General features: G+C 60.8%; 20 protein-coding genes. 10 read left to right on the forward strand and 10 right to left on the reverse strand.

Annotation, left to right across the window (positions count from 1 at the left end; translation table 11 throughout):
- Nucleotides 1-2: 2 nt before the first annotated feature.
- Entirely contained in the window at nt 3-2639 is a 2637-nt protein-coding gene (gene mutS, locus KUW62_RS17080) for a DNA mismatch repair protein MutS (RefSeq protein ID WP_224816663.1), read from the reverse strand.
- 112 nt (nt 2640-2751) lie between these two features.
- On the opposite strand from mutS, the gene KUW62_RS17085 reads away from it, so the two are divergent.
- Nucleotides 2752-5016: an NADP-dependent malic enzyme gene (locus KUW62_RS17085; RefSeq protein ID WP_224816664.1), complete on the forward strand. Its 2265-nt coding sequence runs from the start codon at nt 2752-2754 to the stop codon at nt 5014-5016.
- Between the two features lie 143 nt (nt 5017-5159).
- Here KUW62_RS17085 and dnaJ read toward each other — a convergent pair whose 3' ends face one another.
- Nucleotides 5160-6329, reverse strand: coding sequence for a molecular chaperone DnaJ (gene dnaJ, locus KUW62_RS17090; RefSeq protein WP_224816665.1), 1170 nt, complete (start codon nt 6327-6329; stop codon nt 5160-5162).
- A gap of 70 nt (nt 6330-6399) precedes the next feature.
- Nucleotides 6400-8328: a molecular chaperone DnaK gene (gene dnaK, locus KUW62_RS17095; protein WP_224816666.1), complete on the reverse strand. Its 1929-nt coding sequence runs from the start codon at nt 8326-8328 to the stop codon at nt 6400-6402.
- Nucleotides 8329-8493: 165 nt separating this feature from the next.
- On the opposite strand from dnaK, the gene KUW62_RS17100 reads away from it, so the two are divergent.
- A complete protein-coding gene (locus KUW62_RS17100) occupies nt 8494-9093 on the forward strand; it encodes an alpha-ketoglutarate-dependent dioxygenase AlkB (RefSeq protein WP_224816667.1) in 600 nt (199 codons plus the stop codon).
- Here the strand turns inward: KUW62_RS17100 and KUW62_RS17105 are convergent.
- Nucleotides 9090-9911, reverse strand: a complete 822-nt coding sequence (locus KUW62_RS17105; protein ID WP_224816668.1) for an ABC transporter permease — start codon at nt 9909-9911, stop codon at nt 9090-9092. The genes KUW62_RS17100 and KUW62_RS17105 overlap by 4 nt on opposite strands.
- 144 nt (nt 9912-10055) lie before the next feature.
- Here KUW62_RS17105 and cysQ point away from each other — a divergent pair, with 144 nt between their 5' ends.
- From cysQ to KUW62_RS17145, 8 genes are all read left to right on the forward strand, one after another.
- Nucleotides 10056-10853: a 3'(2'),5'-bisphosphate nucleotidase CysQ gene (cysQ, locus tag KUW62_RS17110; RefSeq protein ID WP_224816669.1), complete on the forward strand. Its 798-nt coding sequence runs from the start codon at nt 10056-10058 to the stop codon at nt 10851-10853.
- Nucleotides 10850-11647, forward strand: coding sequence for a manno-octulosonate cytidylyltransferase (locus tag KUW62_RS17115; RefSeq protein WP_224816670.1), 798 nt, complete (start codon nt 10850-10852; stop codon nt 11645-11647). Before cysQ ends, KUW62_RS17115 begins: the two co-directional genes overlap by 4 nt.
- Nucleotides 11644-12873, forward strand: a complete 1230-nt coding sequence (locus KUW62_RS17120) for a glycosyltransferase (protein ID WP_224816671.1) — start codon at nt 11644-11646, stop codon at nt 12871-12873. Before KUW62_RS17115 ends, KUW62_RS17120 begins: the two co-directional genes overlap by 4 nt.
- A gap of 93 nt (nt 12874-12966) precedes the next feature.
- Nucleotides 12967-13860: a UTP--glucose-1-phosphate uridylyltransferase GalU gene (gene galU / locus KUW62_RS17125; RefSeq protein ID WP_224816672.1), complete on the forward strand. Its 894-nt coding sequence runs from the start codon at nt 12967-12969 to the stop codon at nt 13858-13860.
- Nucleotides 13861-13873: 13 nt separating this feature from the next.
- Nucleotides 13874-15127: a glycosyltransferase gene (locus KUW62_RS17130; RefSeq protein ID WP_224816673.1), complete on the forward strand. Its 1254-nt coding sequence runs from the start codon at nt 13874-13876 to the stop codon at nt 15125-15127.
- Nucleotides 15124-16134: a glycosyltransferase family 2 protein gene (locus KUW62_RS17135; RefSeq protein WP_224816674.1), complete on the forward strand. Its 1011-nt coding sequence runs from the start codon at nt 15124-15126 to the stop codon at nt 16132-16134. The genes KUW62_RS17130 and KUW62_RS17135 overlap by 4 nt, the downstream gene beginning before the upstream one ends.
- Nucleotides 16131-17831: a beta-1,6-N-acetylglucosaminyltransferase gene (locus tag KUW62_RS17140; protein ID WP_224816675.1), complete on the forward strand. Its 1701-nt coding sequence runs from the start codon at nt 16131-16133 to the stop codon at nt 17829-17831. The genes KUW62_RS17135 and KUW62_RS17140 overlap by 4 nt, the downstream gene beginning before the upstream one ends.
- 3 nt (nt 17832-17834) lie before the next feature.
- Nucleotides 17835-19271 carry a sulfotransferase domain-containing protein gene (locus tag KUW62_RS17145; protein ID WP_224816676.1) on the forward strand — a complete coding sequence of 479 codons (1437 nt, stop codon included), beginning with the start codon at nt 17835-17837 and terminating at the stop codon, nt 19269-19271.
- Here the strand turns inward: KUW62_RS17145 and KUW62_RS17150 are convergent, their stop codons facing one another.
- The 6 genes from KUW62_RS17150 to KUW62_RS17175 form a co-directional block, all read right to left on the reverse strand.
- Nucleotides 19272-19736 carry a PTS sugar transporter subunit IIA gene (locus KUW62_RS17150; protein WP_224816677.1) on the reverse strand — a complete coding sequence of 155 codons (465 nt, stop codon included), beginning with the start codon at nt 19734-19736 and terminating at the stop codon, nt 19272-19274. It lies immediately after the preceding gene.
- A gap of 53 nt (nt 19737-19789) precedes the next feature.
- Nucleotides 19790-20365 (reverse strand): ribosome hibernation-promoting factor, HPF/YfiA family, encoded by a 576-nt coding sequence (hpf, locus tag KUW62_RS17155; RefSeq protein ID WP_224816678.1) that lies wholly within the window; start codon nt 20363-20365, stop codon nt 19790-19792.
- Nucleotides 20366-20563: 198 nt separating this feature from the next.
- A complete protein-coding gene (gene lptB, locus KUW62_RS17160; protein WP_224816679.1) occupies nt 20564-21313 on the reverse strand; it encodes an LPS export ABC transporter ATP-binding protein in 750 nt (249 codons plus the stop codon).
- Nucleotides 21313-21795, reverse strand: a complete 483-nt coding sequence (locus KUW62_RS17165) for an LptA/OstA family protein (RefSeq protein WP_224816680.1) — start codon at nt 21793-21795, stop codon at nt 21313-21315. Before KUW62_RS17165 ends, lptB begins: the two co-directional genes overlap by 1 nt.
- A 9-nt stretch (nt 21796-21804) precedes the next feature.
- Nucleotides 21805-22401 (reverse strand): LPS export ABC transporter periplasmic protein LptC, encoded by a 597-nt coding sequence (gene lptC, locus KUW62_RS17170; protein ID WP_224816681.1) that lies wholly within the window; start codon nt 22399-22401, stop codon nt 21805-21807.
- A gap of 15 nt (nt 22402-22416) precedes the next feature.
- Nucleotides 22417-23028, reverse strand: a complete 612-nt coding sequence (locus tag KUW62_RS17175) for a ribonuclease D (protein WP_224816682.1) — start codon at nt 23026-23028, stop codon at nt 22417-22419.
- Between the last annotated feature and the right edge of the window lie 29 nt (nt 23029-23057).

Genomic DNA, 23057 nt, shown 5'->3' on the forward strand with positions numbered 1-23057 from the left:
GTTCACGGTTCGAGCTTGGCTTTCAACTCGTAGAGCAGGTCCAAGGCATCTCGTGCCGTCATCTCATCGGGATGTACGGCGCGAAGCGTTTCTTCAACCTCCGAGGTCCTCGATGGCGTGGGCGCCGGTGCGGCGGCGATGCTGAACAAAGGCAGATCGTCGATAACGGCCTTCCGGTCGCCCCCCTCCCGCTCCCCTTTCTCAAGTGCTTCGAGCACGATCTGGGCTCGCGCGATCACCGCGTCGGGTAATCCGGCCAGCTTCGCAACCTGCACGCCATAGGACCGATCCGCTGCCCCTTCGCGCACCTCGTGCAGGAAGATCACCTCACCTTCCCACTCCTTCACCGCTACTGTTGCGTTGGTCAGCCCGTCCAGCTTCGCAGCGAGAGACGTCATTTCGTGATAGTGGGTGGCAAACAGGGCACGGCAACGGTTGGTTTCGTGCAAATGTTCCAGAGTTGCCCAAGCAATCGACAACCCGTCATAGGTCGCGGTCCCGCGACCGATCTCATCCAGGATCACCAAGGCGCGGTCGTCGGCCTGGTTCAGGATCGTTGCGGTCTCGACCATCTCAACCATGAACGTAGACCGGCCACGCGCAAGATCGTCGGATGCGCCCACACGGCTGAAGACTTGGCTGACAATCCCGATCTTCGCCGAAGTTGCAGGCACGAAACTGCCTGTCTGAGCCAGAATCGCGATCAGCGCGTTTTGCCTTAGATAGGTCGATTTACCGGCCATGTTTGGGCCGGTCAGCAGCATGATCGCCGCACCGTCTTTCGCTGTAAGGTCACAATGGTTGGCCACGAATGAACCACCTTCACGGGCGAGGGCCGCTTCGACCACCGGATGACGGCCGCCCTGGATATCGAACGCCCGATCTTCGGACATTTCGGGACGGGTCCAATCGCCTTCCCGTGCGCGGCGTGCAAGACCGGCGGCAAGGTCCAGTTCCGCCAATCCGCGCGCCGCGTCGCCGATTTGATCCTGACGTTCAAGGATCGCCTGGCGCAGAGACTCGAAGAGCGTGCGTTCGATCTCAAGCGCACGGTTACCGGCATTCAAGATCTTGGTCTCGATCTCCGACAGATCAACGGTCGTGAACCGCACCGCGTTCGCCGTCGTCTGTCGGTGTATGAATTGTGCCGACAAGGGTGGGTTCAGCATCTTGTCGGCATGGGCCGCGGTCGTTTCGATGAAATAACCAAGGACGTTGTTGTGCTTGATCTTCAGCGCGTTGACGCCGGTGATTTCGACATATTCCGCCTGCATCGTCGCGATGACGCCGCGGCCTTCATCTCTCAGCGTTCGCGCTTCATCCAAATCCGCGCTGTAGCCAGCCGCGATCGACCCGCCATCGCGCAATTGTACCGGGGGATCGGCGACGAGCGCGGCGTCCAGTAGTTCGCAAAGATCCCCATGACCCAGCAAAGCCTCCCGTGCACTAGCGAGGGTCGACGGTAATTCCAGCTTACACAGTCGCTCCGACAAGGCCATCGCGCCGGTCAGCCCGTCTCGGATGGCGGCCAGATCCCGTGGTCCCCCGCGATCCAGCGCGAGCCGTGACAGCGCCCGGTCCAGATCGGGAATACGGCGCAGCCACGTCTCAATTTCGTCCCGAACCAGGGCATCAGAGACAAAAAATTCAACGGAATCGTGTCGGTCCCGGATCACGGCCAGATCCGTGGAAGGACCGGTCAACCGCCGTTCCAACAAGCGCGCGCCCCCGGCAGTCAGAGTGCGATCCAAGACTGACAAAAGCGAATTCGCCCGACCGCCTGACAGGGCGTGGGTCAATTCAAGATTTCGCCGCGTGGCCGTGTCCAGTTGCAACAATCGCTCTGCCGATTGTCGACGTGGTGCGCGCAGGAGCGGAAGCGCGCCCTTCTGGGTCAGTTCAAGATAGTCGATTAACGCGCCCATCGCCGACATCTCGGGCCGGTCAAAGGTGCCAAACCCCTCCAGGGTCGCCACGCCGAACAAATCCGCCAATCGCTTTTCTGCCGATGTGCTGTCGAACGAGCCGGGCGACAGCGGCGTGATTGCCGCGCCCAACTCTTCCAACGCATCTTGGCGCGCCGCATCCATTCCGTCGGAAACGAGAACCTCTTTCGGAGCAAGCCGCGCAAGTTCGGGGCCAAGGCGCACGGCGGAACACGGCATGACCCGAAAATCACCGGTCGAGATATCGCACCAGGCTAGCGCACCCAAGCCACGCACATCGGCAAATGCCGCAAGGTAATTGTGCCGGCGCGCCTCTAACAGCGTGTCCTCAGTCAGGGTTCCGGGCGTGACCAGGCGGACCACATCCCTGCGCACAACGGCCTTTGACCCACCGCGTTTCTTGGCGGTGGCCGGATCCTCCATCTGTTCGCAAATCGCGACACGAAATCCCTTGCGGATCAGGGTCAGCAGGTAGCTTTCCGCGGAATGGGCCGGCACGCCGCACATGGCGATGTCGTCGCCATCGTGCTTGCCGCGCTTGGTGAGCGCGATGTCCAACGCCTCGGCCGCCGCGACCGCATCGTCGAAGAACATCTCGTAGAAATCACCCATCCGGTAGAACAGCAGCGCATCGGGATGCTGCGCCTTGATCTCCAGATATTGCGCCATCATCGGCGTTACATGCGCGTTCATCGGTCATCCCCCGCGCCGAATCTACGCAACGCCGCGCCCGGTTTGAAGCGCAATCGGTTGCCCCCGAAGCCCGCGCCCGGCTATCAACCAAAAACCGGGACCGGAGGAACACATGGCGGACAAGCAAAAGATCACCCGCGAGGAAGCGCTGGCCTATCATCTGGAGCCGACGCCCGGAAAGATTGATATTAATGCGTCGACACCGATGGCCACGCAACGCGACCTGTCGCTTGCCTATTCGCCGGGTGTCGCGGTGCCGTGCGAGGTGATCGCTGAAAAGCCCGAAACGGCCTACGATTATACATCCAAGGGCAACATGGTTGCCGTGATCTCGAACGGAACGGCTGTGTTGGGGCTCGGGAACCTTGGCGCGCTGGCGTCCAAGCCGGTGATGGAAGGCAAGGCGGTTCTCTTCAAACGGTTCGCTGACGTGAACTCCATCGACATCGAACTGGATACCGAAGATGTCGATGAATTCGTCAACGCTGTGAAACTGATGGGCCCGTCCTTTGGTGGCATCAACCTCGAAGACATCAAGGCGCCCGAATGTTTCATGATCGAGCAGCAGCTCAAGGAGCTGATGGATATCCCGGTCTTCCATGACGACCAGCACGGGACAGCCGTGATTTGCGCGGCGGGCTTGATCAACGCGCTGCATCTTTCGGGCAAGAAGATCGAGGATTGCCGCATTGTCTTGAACGGTGCCGGTGCCGCGGGGATTGCCTGTATCGAATTGCTCAAATCCATGGGCGCGCGTCACGAAAACTGCATCGTCTGCGATACGAAAGGCGTGATCTACCAAGGCCGGACCGAAGGTATGAACCAGTGGAAGTCCGGTCACGCCATCGCCACCAAGTTACGGACATTGGAAGAGGCGATGGAGGGTGCGGACGTGTTTCTCGGCGTCTCCGTCAAGGGTGCCGTGACGCCGGACATGGTGAAGGCGATGGCCGACAACCCAGTCATTTTCGCCATGGCCAACCCGGACCCGGAGATCACGCCGGAGGAAGCGCAAGCCGTCCGCGCCGATGCGATTGTTGCAACGGGACGGTCGGATTATCCGAACCAGGTGAACAACGTCCTAGGCTTCCCTTACCTTTTCCGTGGCGCGCTGGATGTTCATGCCCGGGCCATCAATGACGAGATGAAGATTGCCTGCGCCCGCGCGCTGGCGGAACTGGCGCGGGAGGATGTGCCGGACGAGGTCGCGATGGCCTATGGCCGCAAGCTCAGTTTCGGGCGGGACTATATCATTCCCACGCCCTTTGATCCCCGGCTGATTTACACGATCCCACCCGCCGTCGCGAAGGCTGGAATGGACACCGGTGCCGCACGCAGGCCGATTATTGACCTCGATAATTATGCCAAGGAGCTTCAGGCGCGGATGGACCCGACCTCCTCCATCCTTCAGGGCGTCTATGCCCGTGCACGAAATGCGCAGGCGCGGATGATCTTCGCCGAAGGGGACGATGTGCGCGTGTTGCGCGCGGCGGTCGCGTACCAGCGGCAGGGTTTGGGTCGGTCGCTGATCGTGGGACGGGATGCGGATGTTCGGGAACGGCTGGACGAGGCGGGGCTTGGCGACGCGGCGCGCGAGTTGGAAATCGTGAATGCTGCAAACACGCGGCATTTGGAGACCTACAAGGATTTCCTCTACGATCGGTTGCAACGGAAGGGATTTGATCGACAGGACATCCATCGCCTTGCCGCGCGGGACCGCCATGTCTTTGCATCCCTCATGCTGGCCCACGGCCACGGCGATGCCTTGGTGACGGGGGCCACGCGCAAGTCGGCCCATGTGCTTGATCTTATAGGGAAAGTGTTCGACACGCGCGCCGAGGACGGGGCCGTGGGCGTGACCGCGTTGATCAACAAGGGGCGCATCGTCCTGATCGGTGACACGCTGGTGCATGAATGGCCGTCGGATCAGGATCTGGCGCTCATCGCGGAGCGCGGGGCGCAGGTGGCGCGAGGGTTGGGCCTGGAGCCTCGGGTCGCGTTCGTGAGCTTTTCCACCTTCGGGTACCCCGTCAGCGAACGGGCGGAAAAGATGCACAAGGCAGCGGCCGTTCTGGACCGGACCGGGGCGGACTTCGAATACGAGGGAGAGATGACGGTGGACGTTGCCTTGAACCCCGCAACGCGGGAGCAGTACCCGTTCAACCGCCTGTCCGGACCCGCGAATGTCCTTGTTGTGCCCGCACGGCATTCGGCCTCGATCAGTGTGAAGTTGATGCAGGAGATGGCCGGCGCGACGGTCATCGGACCAATCCTGACGGGGCTGGATCGACCGGTTCAGATCGCGTCGACCGTCGCGACGGCAAACGATATTCTGAACATCGCGGTCATGGCGGCCTGCGAGATAGGGCAGGTTTGATCGCGCGATTGCCGCGCGGATACCCTTTTGCGATCCTGTGACCTCTCCGCATCGACCGACATGCGGGCAAGAAAAAACCCCCGTCCTGAACTGGCGGGGGTTTCCGTTTGCGTCGAACGACGCCTCTCATACAGCCAACGGGATCATTCCTTGATCGAATCCCAGAAGCTTTTGACCTTGTCGAAAAAGCCTGATGCGTTCGGATTGTTCGACTTCTTCAGGCTCTCGTCGAGTTGCTTGAGCAGGTCGCGTTGATCGCCGGTCAGGTTCACCGGCGTTTCCACCATCAGCTCGATATACATGTCGCCTTCGGCCGCGCCGCGCAACGCAGGCATGCCTTTGCCCCGCAAGCGCATTTGCCGCCCGGATTGCGAGCCTTCGGGCACCCGCACGCGAGAGCGGCCACCGTCAATCGTCGGCACTTCGATCTCCCCACCCAAGGCGGCTGAGACCATGGAAACCGGTACGCGGCAGAACAGGTCAAGACCGTCGCGCTGGAACAGTGCATGATCGGCCACTTCCACGAAGATGTAGAGGTCCCCGGTCGGGCCGCCACGCAGGCCCGCTTCACCTTCACCGGACAGGCGGATGCGGGTACCCGTTTCAACACCTGCCGGAATGTTCACGCTCAACGCACGTTCTTTTTCTTGGCGTCCGGCGCCACCACAGGTGCGGCACGGGTTTTTGACGATCTGACCGATGCCGGAACAGGTCGGGCATGTCCGCTCCACCGTGAAGAAGCCCTGTTGCGCACGCACTTTGCCGATGCCGGAACAGGTCGGGCAGGTCTGCGGTTCTGCCCCCGCCTCCGACCCGGTGCCGTCGCAAGAGGTACAGGCAACGGAAGACGGCACTGTGATCTGCTTGGTGAGGCCGGTATACGCCTCCTCCAGCGAAATTTTCAGGTTATAGCGCAGGTCCGAGCCGCGTGATGCGCGGTTGCGTCCACCGCCGCGTCCACCGCGTTGCTGGCCACCCATGAAGTCGCCGAACAGATCCTCGAACACGTCCGAGAACGCGGAGGCGAAATCGCCCTGACCTTGCGCGCCGCCATAGCCGCCGGCCCGTGGACCGCCCGCCATGCCGCCGTCGAATGCCGCATGTCCGAACCGATCATAAGCCGCCTTCTTGTCTGCGTCCTTCAGGACGTCATAAGCTTCGTTCGCTTCTTTGAACTGGGCCTCAGCGTCGGGGTTGTCGGCGTTGCGGTCGGGATGCAGTTCCTTGGCCTTCTTGCGATAGGCCTTCTTGATCTCGTCTGCACCGGCGCCCTTGGCGACACCTAGCACGTCATAGTAATCGCGTTTTGCCATGGTTTTCCTTTCCGGAAACGCATGAACCGGCCCGCTTTAAGGGCGGACCGGTCGCATGGGTCTTACGCGATTAACCGCGCTTGCGGTCGTCGTCGAGGTCTTCGAAGTCGGCATCCACGATATCTTCATCGACACCGCGCTGTTCGTCTTCGTCGCCACCGTCTTCGTCACCGGAGGCGGCTTCCGACTTCTCCTGCTCGGCCTTGTAGATGGCCTCACCCAGGCGCATGGCCGCTTCGGTCACGTTCTGGATGCCGCCCTTGATCTTGGCCGCATCGTCGGTTTCGACCGTCTCTTTCAGGGCATTGAGCGCCAGTTCGATCGCTTCCACGGTGGAGGCGTCGACCTTGTCCCCATGCTCTTCCAGCGACTTTTCGGTGCCGTGGATCAGGCTTTCGGCCTGGTTCTTGGTTTCCACGAGTTCCTTGCGGTCCTTGTCGGCTTCGGCATTCTCTTCCGCCTCGCGAACCATGTTCTCGATGTCCTCATCGCTGAGGCCGCCGGAGGCCTGGATCGTGATCTGCTGCTCCTTGCCGGTGCCTTTGTCCTTGGCGCCGACCGACACGATGCCGTTGGCGTCGATGTCGAACGTCACTTCGATCTGCGGCACGCCGCGCGGGGCGGGCGGTATGTTTTCGAGGTTGAACTGGCCGAGCATCTTGTTGTCAGCGGCCATCTCACGCTCGCCCTGGAAGACGCGGATCGTCACGGCGTTCTGGTTGTCTTCCGCGGTCGAGAAGATCTGCGACTTTTTCGTCGGGATCGTCGTGTTGCGGTCGATCAGGCGGGTGAAGACACCGCCAAGCGTTTCGATGCCAAGCGACAGGGGCGTGACGTCGAGAAGGACCACATCCTTCACGTCGCCCTGCAGAACACCGGCCTGAATGGCGGCACCCATTGCGACGACCTCATCGGGGTTCACACCCTTGTGCGGCTCTTTCCCGAAGAAGTTGGTCACTTCGGCGATCACCTTGGGCATGCGGGTCATACCGCCGACCAAAACGACTTCGTCGATGTCACCCTTGCTGAGGCCCGCGTCTTTCAACGCGGCGGCGCAGGGCTTGAGCGACGCTTTGATCAGATCGGAGACAAGCGATTCCAACTTGGCACGGGTTAGCTTCATGACCATGTGCAGCGGCTGGCCGTTGGCCCCCATTGAAATGAAGGGCTGGTTGATTTCGGTCTGCGACGCGCTCGACAATTCGATCTTCGCCTTCTCCGCCGCTTCCTTCAGGCGCTGGAGCGCCATCTTGTCTTGCGTCAGATCGACGGAGTTCTCTTTCTTAAACTCCTCGGCGAGGTAATTGACGATGCGCATGTCGAAGTCTTCACCACCCAGGAACGTGTCCCCGTTGGTGGATTTCACTTCGAACAAGCCGTCGTCGATTTCCAGGATCGTCACGTCGAACGTACCGCCGCCAAGGTCATAGACCGCGATCGTCTTCGTCTCATCCTTGTCGAGGCCATACGCAAGCGCGGCTGCCGTCGGCTCATTGATGATGCGCAGCACTTCGAGGCCCGCGATCTTGCCCGCGTCTTTCGTGGCCTGGCGCTGGGCGTCATTGAAATACGCCGGCACGGTGATGACCGCCTGGGTCACATCTTCGCCGAGGTAGCTTTCCGCCGTCTCTTTCATCTTTTGCAGGATGAAAGCAGAGATCTGGCTGGGGGAGTATTTCTCACCCTTGGCCTCGACCCATGCGTCGCCGTTGCCGCCGTCCACTATCTTGAACGGCAGGTTCTTCTTGTCCTTCTCCAGATGTTCGTCGTTGATCCGACGACCGATCAGGCGCTTGACGCCGAAGATGGTGTTTTCCGGGTTGGTCACGGCCTGACGCTTCGCGGCCTGACCGGCCAGGCGTTCGTCGTCCGTAAACGCAACGATGGAGGGCGTGGTACGTGCGCCTTCCGCATTTTCGATAACCCGCGGTTGCGAGCCGTCCATGATGGCAACACAGGAGTTCGTGGTGCCGAGGTCGATACCAATGACTTTAGCCATGTGCGTGTCCCTTTCTTACAAGCGAACCGGCAGGTGCGGGTCCTTCGCGGCCCCCGCGCCGCCATTCCAAACACTGTAACGGACACCAGAGGTGCCCGCGTGAGTTCGGACGGTATATAAGTAGGGGGTTTTGGGGCTGCAAGCGCCGGGAAAAAGGAATCTTCGATGCAGGTGAACGTGGGCGGGATATTTGTGCATCAGGGCTATATCGACCCGTCGGATCAGGCGGAATTGCTGGATCAGGTTCGCCGCGTTGTGCGCGCGGCCCCGCTCTACCGGCCCGAGACGAAGACCGGGCGAAAGATGTCGGTGCGCATGACCTCTGCCGGGACCTACGGCTGGATGTCGGACCGGAAAGGCTACCGGTACGAGAGGCGACATCCCGAAGGCATGGAATGGCCGCCTATCCCGAAGCTCGCCAAACGGATCTGGCGTGACGTGGCGGGCGTTCCGCGGGAGCCGCAAAGTTGCCTGATCAACTTCTACGATGCCGATGCGAAGATGGGCCTGCACCAGGATCGGGATGAAGCGGATTTCGAGATGCCGGTCCTCTCCATCTCTCTCGGGGATGACGCGCGGTTTCGCGTGGGTGGGCCTGAGCGTGGCGGGAAAACGGAAGCGATCTGGCTCCGCTCCGGCGATGTGGCGCTTATGGGTGGCGATGCGCGACTGAACTTCCACGGGATCGACAAGATCCGCGCAGGTTCAAGCAGCCTGTTGCCCAATGGCGGGCGGATCAACCTGACGCTTCGGGTCGTGGATTAGCGTTTCGCGTCCCAGCTGACGGAGGCGAATTTGCGGGTCCGGTGCTCCAGCATCATACCGATCAAGAGGGCCACGAGCGTGAAGTAGAACGGGTAATGGGCGTTCGTCACATGGGGGAAGTAATTCACGAAGATATGCCCGCGGGCCTGGTCGATCACGTGGAACAGCGGATTCCATTCAAACGCCGGGAGCATCAGGGACGGCATCATGTTGGCGACGAACATCTTGCCCGAGAAGATCATGTTGGCGCGGATATAGATCATGGAAATGATCTGCACTGCGTCGGGTGCCCAGGGGCGGACGGCCATGAAGATGATGCCAAGGGTCACGCCGGTGCCCCAGGCCAGAAGATACATCCGGAACGCGCCTTCCCAATTCGCGATCTCTACCGGCTCGACCAGCCCGTGGATTAGCAACAGGACGCAGAAGAGCGAAATCGTCTGGGTGTAGAGGATAGACAGGGCGGTAGAGACGATAGAGACGAGCGTATTCATCGGCGCGTGCTGCATCATCGAACTGGTCGACCCTTCCGCACTCATCATCTGACGCACGGTCTGAATGTGGGTCAGGTACAGGAAGATCCCCGACATCAGGTACATCATGAAGTTGCCTCGGATCGCCGCCGCGCGGGTGCCGAGGATGGAAAACATGAAATAGAAGGCCGCGATGAATACGAGGCTCTGGAATACCGACAGGGCGATCGACAGCACGGCATTGCCGTGGGTTTTGCGCACCTTCCGAACGGTGGCATAATAGGTCACTTCGAAGAAGTTGAAGACCAATGCACGCATCGTGCGCGCCTGCGATTGTTCGAACATGTCGCGTCCTTGCCTGTCGGCGGTGCCCCCGCCCCCGTGAGTGGCCTTTGATCTGAGCCACCTTTAAGGCGGCGCTTGCCGTTCTCACGCCATCGGTTGATAAACCCTAAAGCGTTAATTTTCAATTCAACCTCGGGTGAGGCGATGGATCATCAGAAACTTGTTGCCGTGATGCGCGAAGCCGCGCTGGAGGCCGGTGCCGCGATCATGGAGATCTACGAGGCCGATGATTTCGACGTGAAGGTCAAATCCGATGACAGCCCGGTCACGGAAGCGGATGAGGCGGCGGATGCCCTGATCTCCGCCCGGCTGCGAGCGGCCTTCCCCGACATGACCCTGATCACCGAAGAGCAGGCCGACAGCCACGACCTTAGCGCGCGCACTTTTCTGATCGTTGATCCGCTGGATGGCACCAAGGAATTTATCAAGCGGCGCGGCGACTTCACGGTGAACATTGCCTTGGTCGAGGACGGGGTGCCGGTGCGCGGGATTGTCTATGCACCGGCGAAGGGGCGGCTGTTCTACACCAAGGCGGATGGCACATCGGTGGAGGAAGCGGGTCCGTTCGACCCGAATTCGCCCGGTCGGCTCGATCCGATCAGCGTCGCCACCCCTGACAATGATGCGTTGCGCGTTGTGGCCTCGAAGTCGCACCGCGGTCAGGCGACAGATGACTACATCAACAAATACGCCCATTCAGACATGAAAAGCGCGGGATCGTCCCTGAAGTTCTGCCTTGTCGCCACGGGGGAGGCGGATCTTTACCCCCGCCTTGGTCGCACGATGGAATGGGATACTGCGGCAGGCGATGCTGTTTTGCGCGGGGCAGGCGGTGCGATGGTCCGGTACGACGATCACGGGGCCTTCACTTACGGGAAGGACGGTTTCGCCAACGGATTTTTCATCGCCCACGCGCCCGGCGTGACGTTGATGGCACCGTGACCGTCGTATGCGTGATCCCTGCGCGTTACGCATCCACCCGGTATCCAGGTAAGCCGTTGGCCATGCTCACCGGTGCAACCGGCAAGGCGCGCAGTCTGATCGAGAGATCCTGGCGCGCGGCGCAAGATGTGGACGGGCTCGACGCTGTTTATGTCGCGACCGATGACGACCGGATCGCTGACGCGGCGAAAAGCTTCGGTGCGGAGGTTTTGATGACCTCGTCCGAGGCGCGCAATGGAACCGAGCGTTGTGCGGAAGCCTTGGAAATCCTTGGCGACGTGGAGATGATCGTGAACCTCCAGGGCGACGCCCCGCTGACGCCCCATTGGTTCCTGGAAGAATTGGTTGAAGGCCTTCGTTCAGACAGTCAGGCCGCGATCGCCACCCCTATCCTGCGCTGCGATGGGGAAACGTTGGCCGCACTGAAAGCGGATCGGGCAGCCGGGCGGGTCGGTGGCACGACCGCCGTCGCGGATAGCAAGCGCCGCGCCCTCTATTTCTCCAAGGAAGTGGTGCCCTACACGGCGGACCCTTACGACATTGACGCGCCGACGCCGGTCTTTCACCACGTTGGCGTGTATGCATACCGGCCTTGGGCACTACTGGCCTATCCCCACTGGCCGGTTGGCCCGTTGGAGACATTGGAGGGTCTTGAGCAGCTTCGCTTTCTGGAGGCCGGGCACCCGGTTTTGTGCGTGGAGGTCGAGGCGCGGGGCGCGAAGTTCTGGGAACTCAACAATCCCGAAGACATTCCCCGGATCGAGGCAATGATGCGGGATATGGGGACGCCGTGAGCGCGCCGAGGCTGAGCGTCATCGTGGTCAGCGTCGGGCGACCCGATGCGCTGCGACGCTGCCTGCTTGGTCTTTGGCAGCAATCGCGTGCGGGGGTCGAGGTGATTGTCGTGGCCGACGCCGCCGGTTCGAACGCAGTCCGGACCCTGCCATTCGCTGACCGCATCAAGATGGTCCCGCAAGCGGAGCCCAACATATCACGTGCGCGCAACCTCGGGATCGCACAGTCCACGGGCGACCTTTTGGCGTTTATCGACGATGATGCCGTCCCTGTGCCGTCATGGACCCACGCCATAGGCAATGCCTTCGCTGAGGAGGAATGTGCCGCCATCACCGGCCCGGTTCTGGGGCGCAACGGAATTTCCCTGCAATGGGGGCCCTTGGCCGTGAACGGATTGGCCGAGGATATACCGACAGACCCGAAAGCGCCGGTCAGAGACGGTTTTGCCCGGAAATTGCAGGGAACGAATATGGCTATGCGCCGGAGCGTACTTGAACGGCTTGGCGGCTTCGACGAGGCATTCAGATTTTATCTGGACGACACGGACCTCGCCTACCGGATCGGGCAGGCGGGCATGAAGACCGCTTGGGTCGGCAAGGCCATCGTGCATCACGGGTATGAAGCAAGCAGCCGTCGGACACCGGATCGTATCCCGCTCAGCCTGTTCGATATCGGCGCATCTTCTGCCGTTTACCTGCAAAAATACGCTGCAAATGGCGACGTGACGGCCGCTTTGCGCAAGGTCGAGGCCTCCCAAAGCTCCCGCCTTTTGCGGTTGGCGAAGGCGCGAAAGTTGGATGCGGGAAAGATGAGAGAGCTTCTTGAGACGCTGAAGGAGGGGATTGCGCACGGGATGGAACGGGCGAGCGCGCAACCGCTCGTTCGTCCCCCAACGGTCGAATTTCTGCGATTGAGGGACGAAAACCCACCGCAGCCGAAGGTTATTTCGGGGCGGTCCTTTCAGCTTTCGAGCCTACGCGCCCAAGCAGCTGAGGAGGTTGCGAAGGGACAGCCGGTGCGCCTTTTTTGCTTCGGCCCAACGCCCCGCAAGCACAAAGTCCGTTTCACCGATGGCGGCTGGTGGGAGCAGACAGGCGGGCTTTTCGGGCCGTCGGAGCGGGACGAGCCGCGATTTCAGCTTCATAGTTTCAAGGCACGCGTCGCTGCGGAAGTCCGTCGCATTTCTGCCACTGACCTGCATACAGCCAGCGGTGAGAGGAATTGACCGTTTCCCCTCCCCTGATCTTTCGTTAATCTTTACGCCATAACAAAGAACGCAGATCGCACCGCAAAGGGCACTGCGCACGCGAGGCAAGGCATGAAGAAGAAAGTAACCAAGGCGATCTTTCCGGTCGCGGGTCTCGGAACCCGTTTTCTTCCGGCTACGAAATCCATTCCCAAGGAAATCATGACGCTCGTGGATCGCCCGCTGATCCAATACGCGATTGATGAGGCCCGGGCCGCCGGAATCAAGGAATTCATTTTCGTAACGAGTCGCGGCAAGTCGGCGCTGGAAGACTATTTCGACCATTCGCCCGAGCTTGAGAATATCCTGCGCAAGAAGAAGAAGCCGGAGCTTCTGAAGACGCTGAAGAACACCAACATGGAAAGCGGCGCAATCGCCTATATGCGCCAGCACAAGGCGCTTGGCCTCGGCCACGCCGTGTGGTGTGCGCGGCGGCTTCTGTCCAATGAACCTTTCGCCGTCATCCTGCCCGATGACGTGATCGCCGCAGAGAAGCCGTGTCTGCAGCAGATGGTCGAAGCCCATGCGGAAATCGGCGGCAATATGGTCGCCGCCATGGAAGTGCCGGACGACAAGACCTCGTCCTACGGGGTGTTGGACGTAAAGGAAGACATGGGATCGGTCGTGTCGGTCAAGGGCATGGTCGAGAAACCGGCAGCAGGGACCGCACCATCTAACCTTGCCGTGATCGGGCGCTACATCCTGACCCCGGACGTCATGGGCCACCTCAACCGCATCAAGTCCGGCGCGGGGGGAGAGATCCAGCTGACCGACGCGATTGCCCGCGAGATCACCGATGCCGACAATGTCTACGGCTATCGGTTTAAGGGGCAGCGCTTCGATTGTGGATCGAAGGCCGGCTTTCTACAGGCCACCGTCGCCTTCGGCCTTGGTCGCGAAGACCTGCGCGATGAATTCCAGGATTACCTGGCCGACATGATGTCGGTTCGCAGCGCCGCACAATAGTTTCGAGGATCAGATGGGCGCGTTCAGCCACATCCCGGACCTCTGGTTGGATGTGACGCGTCTGCTGACGCGTGTCGGACGTGGCGCGCTGACCGGTATCGACCGGGTCGAGCTTGCGTATCTGCGAGAGGCCTATGCCTCGGGCTGCAACCGCTACCTTTGCCGAACGACGCGCGGATATTTGTTGCTGGATCGCCGTGGCGCAGCGCGGTTGATCGGCATGGTCGAGGGCGCCTCACCAATGGGGCCAGCGGACTGGTTTTCCAGAATTACGTTTCGCGGCAACCGCCCGCGGCACAAGGCGGAAGCGGCCTTGCGCGAGGTCGCCATTGATCGCTGCCGGCCGTCTACCCTGCCAAACCTGCTGGATAGAGCCACTGAGGCCGGGCTGACCTACCTCAATGTCGGGCATTCCAATCTCTCGGAGGCGACCCTTTCGGCGATATCGGCGCGCAGCGACACGCGGATCGCCGTCATGATCCACGACCTGATCCCGATCACCCATCCCCAATACGTGGCCGATGGACAGCCGGAAAACTTCGCTGGTCGGGCGGAGCGGGTTCGGACCCACGCGACCCACGTCATTTCCAATTCCCAAGCCACGTCGGACAGTCTGGACCGCCATTGGGCAGACAAGGCCGCGCCACCTCACCGCATCGTTGCGCATCTGGGCGTGGACGGCACGCCGAGAGGATCGAGACAGGCCCGTGATCCATCCCTGTTCGTCATGCTCGGCACGATCGAGGCGCGCAAGAACCACGCATTGATATTGGACGTGTGGGACCTTCTGGCCGAAGAACTTCCACCCGGCGACATGCCACTTCTCCACATCATCGGGGCCGTTGGCTGGAAGGTCGATACCTTCATGGAGCGGCTGAACTCGCATCCGCTAATGGAGCAAAAAATCATTCTCAATGGCCCCGACGGACTGCTTTCGGACAGCGCCGTGCGGGATCAACTGGCGAAGGCCGCAGCCCTGCTGTTCCCGTCCGTCACAGAAGGTTTCGGTTATCCGCCGATCGAGGCCGCGATGGCGGGGGCGGTTCCGATCTGTTCCGACCTGCCCGTTTACCGCGAAACCTTGGGCGATTGTGCCGTTTACGTGGACAGTGGTGACGCGTATCAATGGAAAGAAACGATCAAGCAATGTTTAAACGGTACAGGTGTGATGCCAGATCTGACCCAGCTGAAGGTCCCGACGTGGCAGGAGCATTTTGAGACCGTGGTTGATGCCCTTACCTCGACATTGTCGCGGACGCGCAAATGAAAGCGGTCCGGCGATACGGTTTGCGCCTTGAACGCAAGCGATATCTCGTGCGCGCGTGGCGAAAGTCGCGGCGGCTGGAAGAGATCGCCAACCGCACCGACACGATCCGCGACGGCGACGTGCTGTGTTTCTGCACGCTGCGGAACGAGAAGATTCGCCTGAAATACTTCCTTGATTACTACCGGGATCGAGGCGTCGATCATTTCTTGTTCGTGGACAATGACAGCGGCGACGGAACCCGCGAATACCTGACGGAGCAGAAGGATTGTTCGGTCTGGTGGACAGACGAATCCTACAAGCGCGCCCGGTTCGGGATGGATTGGATCAATCGACTCATGCGGCTTCACGGGCACCGTCACTGGTGTCTGACGGTCGATCCCGACGAATTCCTCGTCTACCCGTTTTCCGACACGCGCCCGATCCCCGCGCTGACAGATTGGCTCGACGCATCTTCGATAAAATCCTTCGGGGCGATGCTGCTCGACATGTATCCCAAGGGGCCGATCACCACGCAGCCCTACCGCGACGGGCAGAACCCCTTTGAAATTGCGTGCTGGTTCGATGCCGGAAACTACTCCATCACGCGGAACTGGGAATACGGGAACCTCTGGATCCAAGGCGGCCCGCGGGCGCGGGCCTTCTTCGCGGACACGCCGGCACGCGCTCCGGCCCTCAACAAGACGCCGTTGGTGAAGTGGCAAAAACACTACGCCTATGCATCGTCCACCCACATGTTGCTGCCGCGCGGCCTGAACCACGTTTACGACGAATGGGGGGGTGAGAAGGCTTCGGGCGTTTTGCTCCACGCGAAATTCCTCGACACATTCACCCAAAAGGCCGCGGAAGAGCTTGAGCGGAGGGAGCACTACGCCGCATCCGCCGAATATCGCGCCTACGCGGATGGCTTGCGGGAGAACCCGGATTTCTGGACGAAATGGTCCGAAAAATACATCAACTGGCGGCAGCTGGAGATCCTGGGCCTGATGTCCAAAGGCAATTGGGCATGAGCACACTTGGTTTCATCATGATGTGCCACACCGCGCTGGACCGCGCGGCTCAGGTGGCGCGCCATTGGGCCGAGCGTGATTGCCCCGTCGTCATCCATGTGGACAAGCGCGTGTCGCGGGACCGATTCAACGGCCTGAAGCGCGCCGTGGGCGATCTGGAGAACGTCAAGTTTTCCCGCAGGCACAAATGCGAGTGGGGAACATGGTCCCTCGTCGCGGCCAGCCAGACGGCGGGCGAGATGATGTTGGAGGAGTTTCCAGGCGTCCGGCACGTCTATCTCGCTTCCGGTTCCTGCCTTCCGCTGCGCCCGGTGGATGAATTGCGCGCCTACCTCGCCGCGCGTCCGATGACGGATTTCATCGAAAGCGTCACGATCCGCGATGTGGATTGGACGATCGACGGCCTGAACACGGAACGCTTCCAACTGCGCTTTCCCTTCTCTTGGAAACGGCACCGGTTCCTGTTTGATCGTTACGTGGAATTGCAGCGCCGCGTGGGCTTCAAGCGCAAATTGCCCGAGGGGTTGCAGCCGCATCTGGGCAGCCAATGGTGGTGCCTCAGCCGCCAGACGCTCAGCGCGATCCTCCACGATCAACGGCGGCAGGATTTCGACCGGTATTTCAAGCTCGTTTGGATCCCCGACGAAAGTTACTACCAGACGCTTGTGCGCAACTATTCCCGCAACATAGAAAGCCGGTCCCTGACCCTGTCGAAGTTTGATTTTCAAGGCAAACCCCACGTGTTCTATGACGACCACTTGCACCTGCTTCGTCGGTCAGACTGTTTCGTGGCGCGCAAGATCTGGCCCAAGGCGGACCGTCTCTATCACACGTTCCTGAGTGACGAGGGGGCGAACGCGCGGATGGCCGAACCGACGCCGGGCAAGATCGACCGGGTTTTCGCCAAGGCGCTGGAGCGTCGGACGCGTGGGCGGCCCGGTTTGTACATGCAAAGCCGCTATCCCAACAACGATTGGGAGAACGGCAAGACCGCGGCGACATATTCGGTTTTCCACGGGTTCAACGACTTGTTTCTGGATTTTGAGCCCTGGTTGTCGCGACGGCTCGGTGCATCGGTTCACGGCAACCTGTTCGACCCAAAACGGGCTCGATTCGCAGGGGACGCGGATACCTATGCAGGGTCCCTGTCCTGCGCGCCGGCCTTGCGGGATTACAATCCGGAGCGGTTTCTCACCAATCTGATCTGGAACACGCGCGGGGAACGGCAGGTCTTCATGTTCGGCCCGCAAGACAACCAGCGCCCCGGCGCCTTCATGGCCAGCGACAGCAATGCCCAGATCAGCGTGATAACCGGGGCCTGGGCCGTTCGCCTGTTCACGGCCAATCGCAATTTTGGGGATATCCGGACGGAAGCCGCCCGCCTGCAACGCCGAGAGGTGGAGTTCGTGAATACGCTCCGCCACGTGCGCAGCCGCGCGGAAATCCGCATCTGGTCCCTCGCGGAGTTCATCGAGGAACCGATGGAAAATCTGCAACGCATCCTTGATGCGATGGAAGGCGCGCAGGCCAGCCGCCTGACGGAAGCGCCGCGGATGGCAAACCTAGATGGATTGCCGAAGTTCCTGCAAAACCTCAAGAACCAGGGGATGAACCCCTTCGCCGTGGGGGATTTCCCGCAAGAGGGCATGGCCCCGCTTCCGACCGATGCCGACAGCCGCCCTTACCTGGTGAGATAATCCATGACCCGCCGCTACGACGCCTTTGTTTTGTTCGCAGAGATGCGCACCGGGTCGAATTACCTTGAGGATTCGCTCAACGCCTTCCCGGATATCAATTGCCTGGGGGAGGTTTATAACCCCACGTTCCTTGGCCATCACAACACGTTCGAGCTTCACGGCTATGACATGGACCGAAGGGAGCAGGACCCCCTTGGCCTGTTGCAAGCGATCATCGAGAATGCGGATGATGCCCTGCCCGGTTTTCGCCTGTTCCACGACCATGACGATAGGGTGGTGGAGCGGATCTTGCCCGACCCGCGCATCGCCAAGATTATCCTGACCCGCAATCCTTTGGACAGCTATGTCAGCCGCAAGATCGCCAGCGCCACGGGGCAATGGCGCCTCACCGACATGAAGCACGCGAAGACCGCGAAGGTGCGGTTCGACGCGCCGGAATTCGCGGAGATGCTGAACAAGTTGCAGGCCTTCCAGGACCACCTGAGGCGCGGGATGCAGACAAGTGGCCAAGTGCCGTTCCTGATCCGGTACGAAGATATCAACGACCCTGATGTCCTCAACGGAATGGCGGCATTCCTTGGGTCGGAACACGTGGTCGAAAGCACCTCCAAGAAGCTGAAAAAGCAAAACCCCAGCCCCCTGCGCGACAAGGTGGATAATTACGACGAGATGGTCGCAGCGATCGGGGATCTGGATCGGTTCGGGCTCGACACCTCGCCAGAATTGGAACCGGACCGCGCCCCGCAGGTGCCGAATTTCGTGGCCCACCCGACGCGCGGCCTTCTCTTTTGCCCGATCAAGGGAGCGCCAGAAAACGCGGTGCTCGACTGGATGGGCAAGCTCGACGGCGTCGGCAGGGACAAGCTGATCCGCAAGATGAGCCAGAAACAATTGCGCCAATGGATGAAGGACAATCAGGGGTTTCGCAGCTTCAGCGTCCTGCGGCATCCGGTGGGCCGCGCTTACGCGGTCTTCAACCGCTTCATCCTGCCCGATGATCGGCCCATGTATGCCGATCCGCGCAAGACGTTGCGGCAAAGATACAAGGTGCCGATCCCCAACAAGGCACCGGGCGGCGATTGGTCCGACAACGACCAGAAGGCCGCGTTTCTTGGCTTCATCGGGTTCTTGAAGGGGAACTTGGCGGGTCAGACCAGCGTAAGGGTCGATCAGGCCTGGGCCACGCAAACGGCAATCCTGCAAGGGATTTCACAGGTGATGATCCCGCAGCATCTGATCCACGAAGACCAGATGAAATCGTTCCTGCCGGAGCTTGCGCGGCAAGTAGGTGTTGAGGATGTGCCGGACGTTGTTGGTGAAGCGATGCCGGGCGCGCACCCGCTGAAGTCCGTCTATGACGGCAAGATCGAGCAGCAGCTAATCGACATTTACCGACGCGACTATATCGGGTTCGGATTTCCCCGCTGGAACCGGCAATAGTCAGGCGGCGGCGCTCGTCTCGATGTCGGTCAGAAGTGTGTAGAGCGTGCTGGGGTCGTTATTGGCGCGGAGTTTTGCGCACAGATCCTCGTTGCGCAGGGTGCGGGAGACGAGCGCGAGCGCTTTGAGGTGGTCTACGCCGGAATCCACCGGCGCAAGCAGTGTGAAGATCAGGTCGACCGGTTGCCGGTCGGCGGCGTCGAAATCAATCGGGCGGTCCAGCCGCACGAATACACCGAAAACGTCCTCCAAACCCGCAAGGCGGGCATGGGGCAGGGCAATACCGTGGCCCACACCGGTGGGGCCAAGGCTTTCCCGTTCCTGAAGCGCGTCGAAGATCCGTGCTGCGGGGATGTCGGCGCGCGTTTCGGCCAGCTCCGCGAGGGCTTGCAGGAGGCGTTTTTTGCTGCTGACGTCCGAGACGACTTTCACAGCCTGCGGTGCAAGCAAGGTCGAAAGGTCCATGTCCAATTCCCCACGTGTCTGGCATGCGGAGGGACCGTTCGGCCCCTGGCGATTTAGCTGGTCGAAGGGTCAATCCAGCCGACGTTCCCGTCATCCCGGCGGTAGACCACGTTGACCCGGTCGTGTCCTTCGTTTCGGAACACCAGAAGCGGCGCGCCGGCAATTTCCATCTGCATCACCGCTTCCCCGACGGAGAGGGACGGGATGGCGGTCTCCATCTCGGCCACGATGATCGGTTGCAGAGATTCGGGTTCCGCATCTTCGTCGGCCCCCTCGGATGAGGCGAGGATATAAGAGGCGCCGCCGTAGACATCAATGGGTTGCTGGCGCGCCTTGTGATGATCCTTCAGACGCCGCTTGTAACGGCGCAACTGCTTCTCCAGCTTGTCGGCCGTCGTCTCAAAGGCGGCATAGATTTCGTGGGCGTGTCCTTTCGCTGATGCGGTCAGGCCGGTGGACAGATGCACGGTGGTTTCACACACGAATTCGGACCCGGACTTGGAAAAAATTACCGTCGCATCGGTCGGGCGCTCGGCGTATTTCTCCGCGATGCCGCCCAGGTTGTCCTGCACATGGGTTTGCAGAGACTGGCCGATCTCGATCTGTTTTCCGCTGATCTGATACCGCATGAAACCTCCGTCTTTTGTGGGTGTTCACAGACATGTGCACGCGTGCACAAAACTGCAAACTTTTGATTTTTTTGAATTTTCAAGATATAGGTGATCCGGTGCATTCGCAAGGCGGCACCAATCGGACCTGGATGAAGCAAATGCAACCATCACCCTCATTTGGCGACGAGTCGGGACCGTCTGTCAACGAAAACCGGGTTAAGATATGCGGAAGCTCTGGCCGAGATAGACGCGTCGCACGTTCTCGTCCTTGACCACTTCGTCCGCCGTGCCGGACATGATGATCGCCCCGTCATGGAGGATGTAGGCACGATCCACGATGGCGAGCGTCTCTTGCACGTTGTGGTCGGTAATCAGAACGCCAATGCCGCGGGTCTTCAATTCCGCCACGAGCGCGCGAATGTCACCCACGGCAATGGGGTCCACGCCCGCGAAAGGTTCATCCAGAAGGACGTAGCGGGGATCGGAGGCAAGGCAGCGCGCGATTTCCACCCGGCGACGTTCGCCCCCGGACAGGGACAGCGCGGGCGCGCGGCGCAGATGTTCGATCGAAAATTCGCTCAACAAGGCTTCCAGCCGGTCGCGCCGTTTTTTGCGCTTGGGTTCAACAACTTCGAGGATCGCCTTGATGTTATCCTCGACGCTGAGGCCCCGAAAGATCGACATTTCCTGTGGAAGATAGCCAACGCCAGCCCGTGCGCGGCGGTACATCGGGAACAGGGTCACATCCTGCCCGTCGATGGTCACGCGGCCCCCGTCGGGCGTGATCAGTCCAGCTATACAGTAGAACGACGTCGTCTTGCCCGACCCGTTAGGCCCAAGAAGGGCGACAACCTCGCCCCGGTTCAACTCAAGCGTGACGTCGCGGATCACGGGTCGTTTGCGATAGCTTTTGCGCAGCTTGTGGACGCGCAGGCCCGCAGAGCCTTCTGTGACGTCGAGCGTCATTATTCGCCGCCGCCCAGAACCGTGCGCACCCGCCCATCGACCGACCCGTTCCCGGTCGTCATGTTCACGACCATCCGGTCACCTGCAATTGCCGTCGGTCCCTGCGTCACAAGAACATCGCCGGTCAGCGTAAGAAGCGCGGAGGCGACATCGAACCGGGCCGATCCCCCTTCGGCTGCATCCGATCCGCGGGTCACGAGAACACCGCCTGTGGCAATCACTTCGCGCACGTCCTGGGTGCCGTCAGTAGCATAAACAATTCGCACGGACCCTGCCGCCATCCGCATATCGCCCTGCACAACGATCACATTGCCGGAAAACACCGCCTCGCCGGTGGATTGGTCCACGGACAGGCTATCGGCGGTTACTTCGACGGGTTGTCGACTGTCATAGGCGACGCCGCCGAACCCGATATTGACCTGTGCCGAAACGGGAGCCGCGATCAAAAGGGCCAAACCCAAAAGAGCAATGAAACGGTGCATGAAAACCTCTTAACCCTGCGGGTCGTATAGCATCCGGACGGAGCCGTTGAAACGCACGATTGCTTCACCTTGATCGCCGGAAAGCTCCATGCTGTCTGCCGTGATCTCCAGCCCCGGTCCGGTAACGATGACAGGCGTGGGCGCGGACAGGTCGACGCGGTTGAGCGCCACGAGCAGCCGATCACTGTTCATCCGGTAGCCGAGGGAGGATTCCAGCGTCACACCATCGGAAAGCGTCGCCACCTGACGGGCCATGTCGATATTCCCAAGCGCGGCGATGACGCTGACATAATCCTGCTGGTTGAGGTCCAGGCGCCCCTCCACCCCCTGGGCGCGGATCTGTTCGGTCTGTCCGGATGCGGCGGACACGGCCTCGGCCACCAAGACAAGCGCCTGATCGTCGCCAAGCACCCCGGCGAAACGCGGCTCCGTCACGCGTTGTTCGCGCGTGATCTGGTCGATATCGACCTCCGCATAGGGCAGTGCCGCGTCCGGGTCCGGCGAGCCGGAGAGCAGGAAAAGGCTCGACAACAGGGCCAACGCGATCAGCGGCAAGGTGACTTTCACCCAGACGACGGCGTTGGAATAGAAGTTGTCGCGGGCCATCACACGCGCCCCTGATCAGTGAGAGAAGATGTCCATCTCGGGCCACCCGGCAAGGTCGAGTTTCGCACGGGTGGGCAGAAACTCAAAACACGCCTGCGCGATGTCGGTCCGATCCTCTCGCGCCAGCATCGCATCCAACTTCTCCTTTATGGCGTGAAGGTAGAGCACGTCGGAGGCGGCGTAGGATTTCTGCGCCTCGGTCAACGTGTCCGCCCCCCAGTCGGAGCTTTGCTGCTGCTTGGAAATGTCGATGGCCAGCAATTCCTGGAGTAGGTTTTTCAGGCCATGGCGATCGGTGTAAGTGCGGACGAGTTTGGACGCGATTTTGGTGCAATAGACGGGCGCGGTAAGGGCGCCGAAGGCGTGGTACATCACCGCGATATCGAAACGCCCGAAGTGAAAGAGTTTCAGCGTATCGGGATCTTCCAGAAGGCGCGCAAGGTTGGGGGCCGCATCCTGACCCTTGGCGACCTGGATCAGATGCGCGTCGCCGTCACCGTCGGACACTTGGATCACACAGAGCCGGTCGCGGTGGGGGTTGAGGCCCATCGTCTCACAATCAATGGCAACGATTGGGCCAAGCGACAGGTCATCGGGCAGATCGTTCTGATACAGATGGATCGTCATGGTCGCGTCCCCTCCGTCGGGAAATGGCA

It is taken from the genome of Hasllibacter sp. MH4015 (genome assembly GCF_020177575.1).
Lineage (GTDB): Bacteria > Pseudomonadota > Alphaproteobacteria > Rhodobacterales > Rhodobacteraceae > Gymnodinialimonas.

Coding starts and splice junctions, on each gene's coding strand:
- cysQ (WP_224816669.1), top strand. CDS start 10,056: ATGGATCATCAGAAACTTGTTGCCGTGATGCGCGAAGCCGCGCTGGAG.
- galU (WP_224816672.1), top strand. CDS start 12,967: ATGAAGAAGAAAGTAACCAAGGCGATCTTTCCGGTCGCGGGTCTCGGA.
- KUW62_RS17140 (WP_224816675.1), top strand. CDS start 16,131: ATGAGCACACTTGGTTTCATCATGATGTGCCACACCGCGCTGGACCGC.
- KUW62_RS17100 (WP_224816667.1), top strand. CDS start 8,494: ATGCAGGTGAACGTGGGCGGGATATTTGTGCATCAGGGCTATATCGAC.
- mutS (WP_224816663.1), bottom strand. CDS start 2,639: ATGAACGCGCATGTAACGCCGATGATGGCGCAATATCTGGAGATCAAG.
- KUW62_RS17130 (WP_224816673.1), top strand. CDS start 13,874: ATGGGCGCGTTCAGCCACATCCCGGACCTCTGGTTGGATGTGACGCGT.
- KUW62_RS17085 (WP_224816664.1), top strand. CDS start 2,752: ATGGCGGACAAGCAAAAGATCACCCGCGAGGAAGCGCTGGCCTATCAT.
- hpf (WP_224816678.1), bottom strand. CDS start 20,365: ATGCGGTATCAGATCAGCGGAAAACAGATCGAGATCGGCCAGTCTCTG.
- KUW62_RS17135 (WP_224816674.1), top strand. CDS start 15,124: ATGAAAGCGGTCCGGCGATACGGTTTGCGCCTTGAACGCAAGCGATAT.
- KUW62_RS17150 (WP_224816677.1), bottom strand. CDS start 19,736: ATGGACCTTTCGACCTTGCTTGCACCGCAGGCTGTGAAAGTCGTCTCG.
- dnaJ (WP_224816665.1), bottom strand. CDS start 6,329: ATGGCAAAACGCGATTACTATGACGTGCTAGGTGTCGCCAAGGGCGCC.
- lptB (WP_224816679.1), bottom strand. CDS start 21,313: ATGACGCTCGACGTCACAGAAGGCTCTGCGGGCCTGCGCGTCCACAAG.
- KUW62_RS17145 (WP_224816676.1), top strand. CDS start 17,835: ATGACCCGCCGCTACGACGCCTTTGTTTTGTTCGCAGAGATGCGCACC.
- lptC (WP_224816681.1), bottom strand. CDS start 22,401: ATGGCCCGCGACAACTTCTATTCCAACGCCGTCGTCTGGGTGAAAGTC.
- KUW62_RS17105 (WP_224816668.1), bottom strand. CDS start 9,911: ATGTTCGAACAATCGCAGGCGCGCACGATGCGTGCATTGGTCTTCAAC.
- KUW62_RS17175 (WP_224816682.1), bottom strand. CDS start 23,028: ATGACGATCCATCTGTATCAGAACGATCTGCCCGATGACCTGTCGCTT.
- dnaK (WP_224816666.1), bottom strand. CDS start 8,328: ATGGCTAAAGTCATTGGTATCGACCTCGGCACCACGAACTCCTGTGTT.
- KUW62_RS17165 (WP_224816680.1), bottom strand. CDS start 21,795: ATGCACCGTTTCATTGCTCTTTTGGGTTTGGCCCTTTTGATCGCGGCT.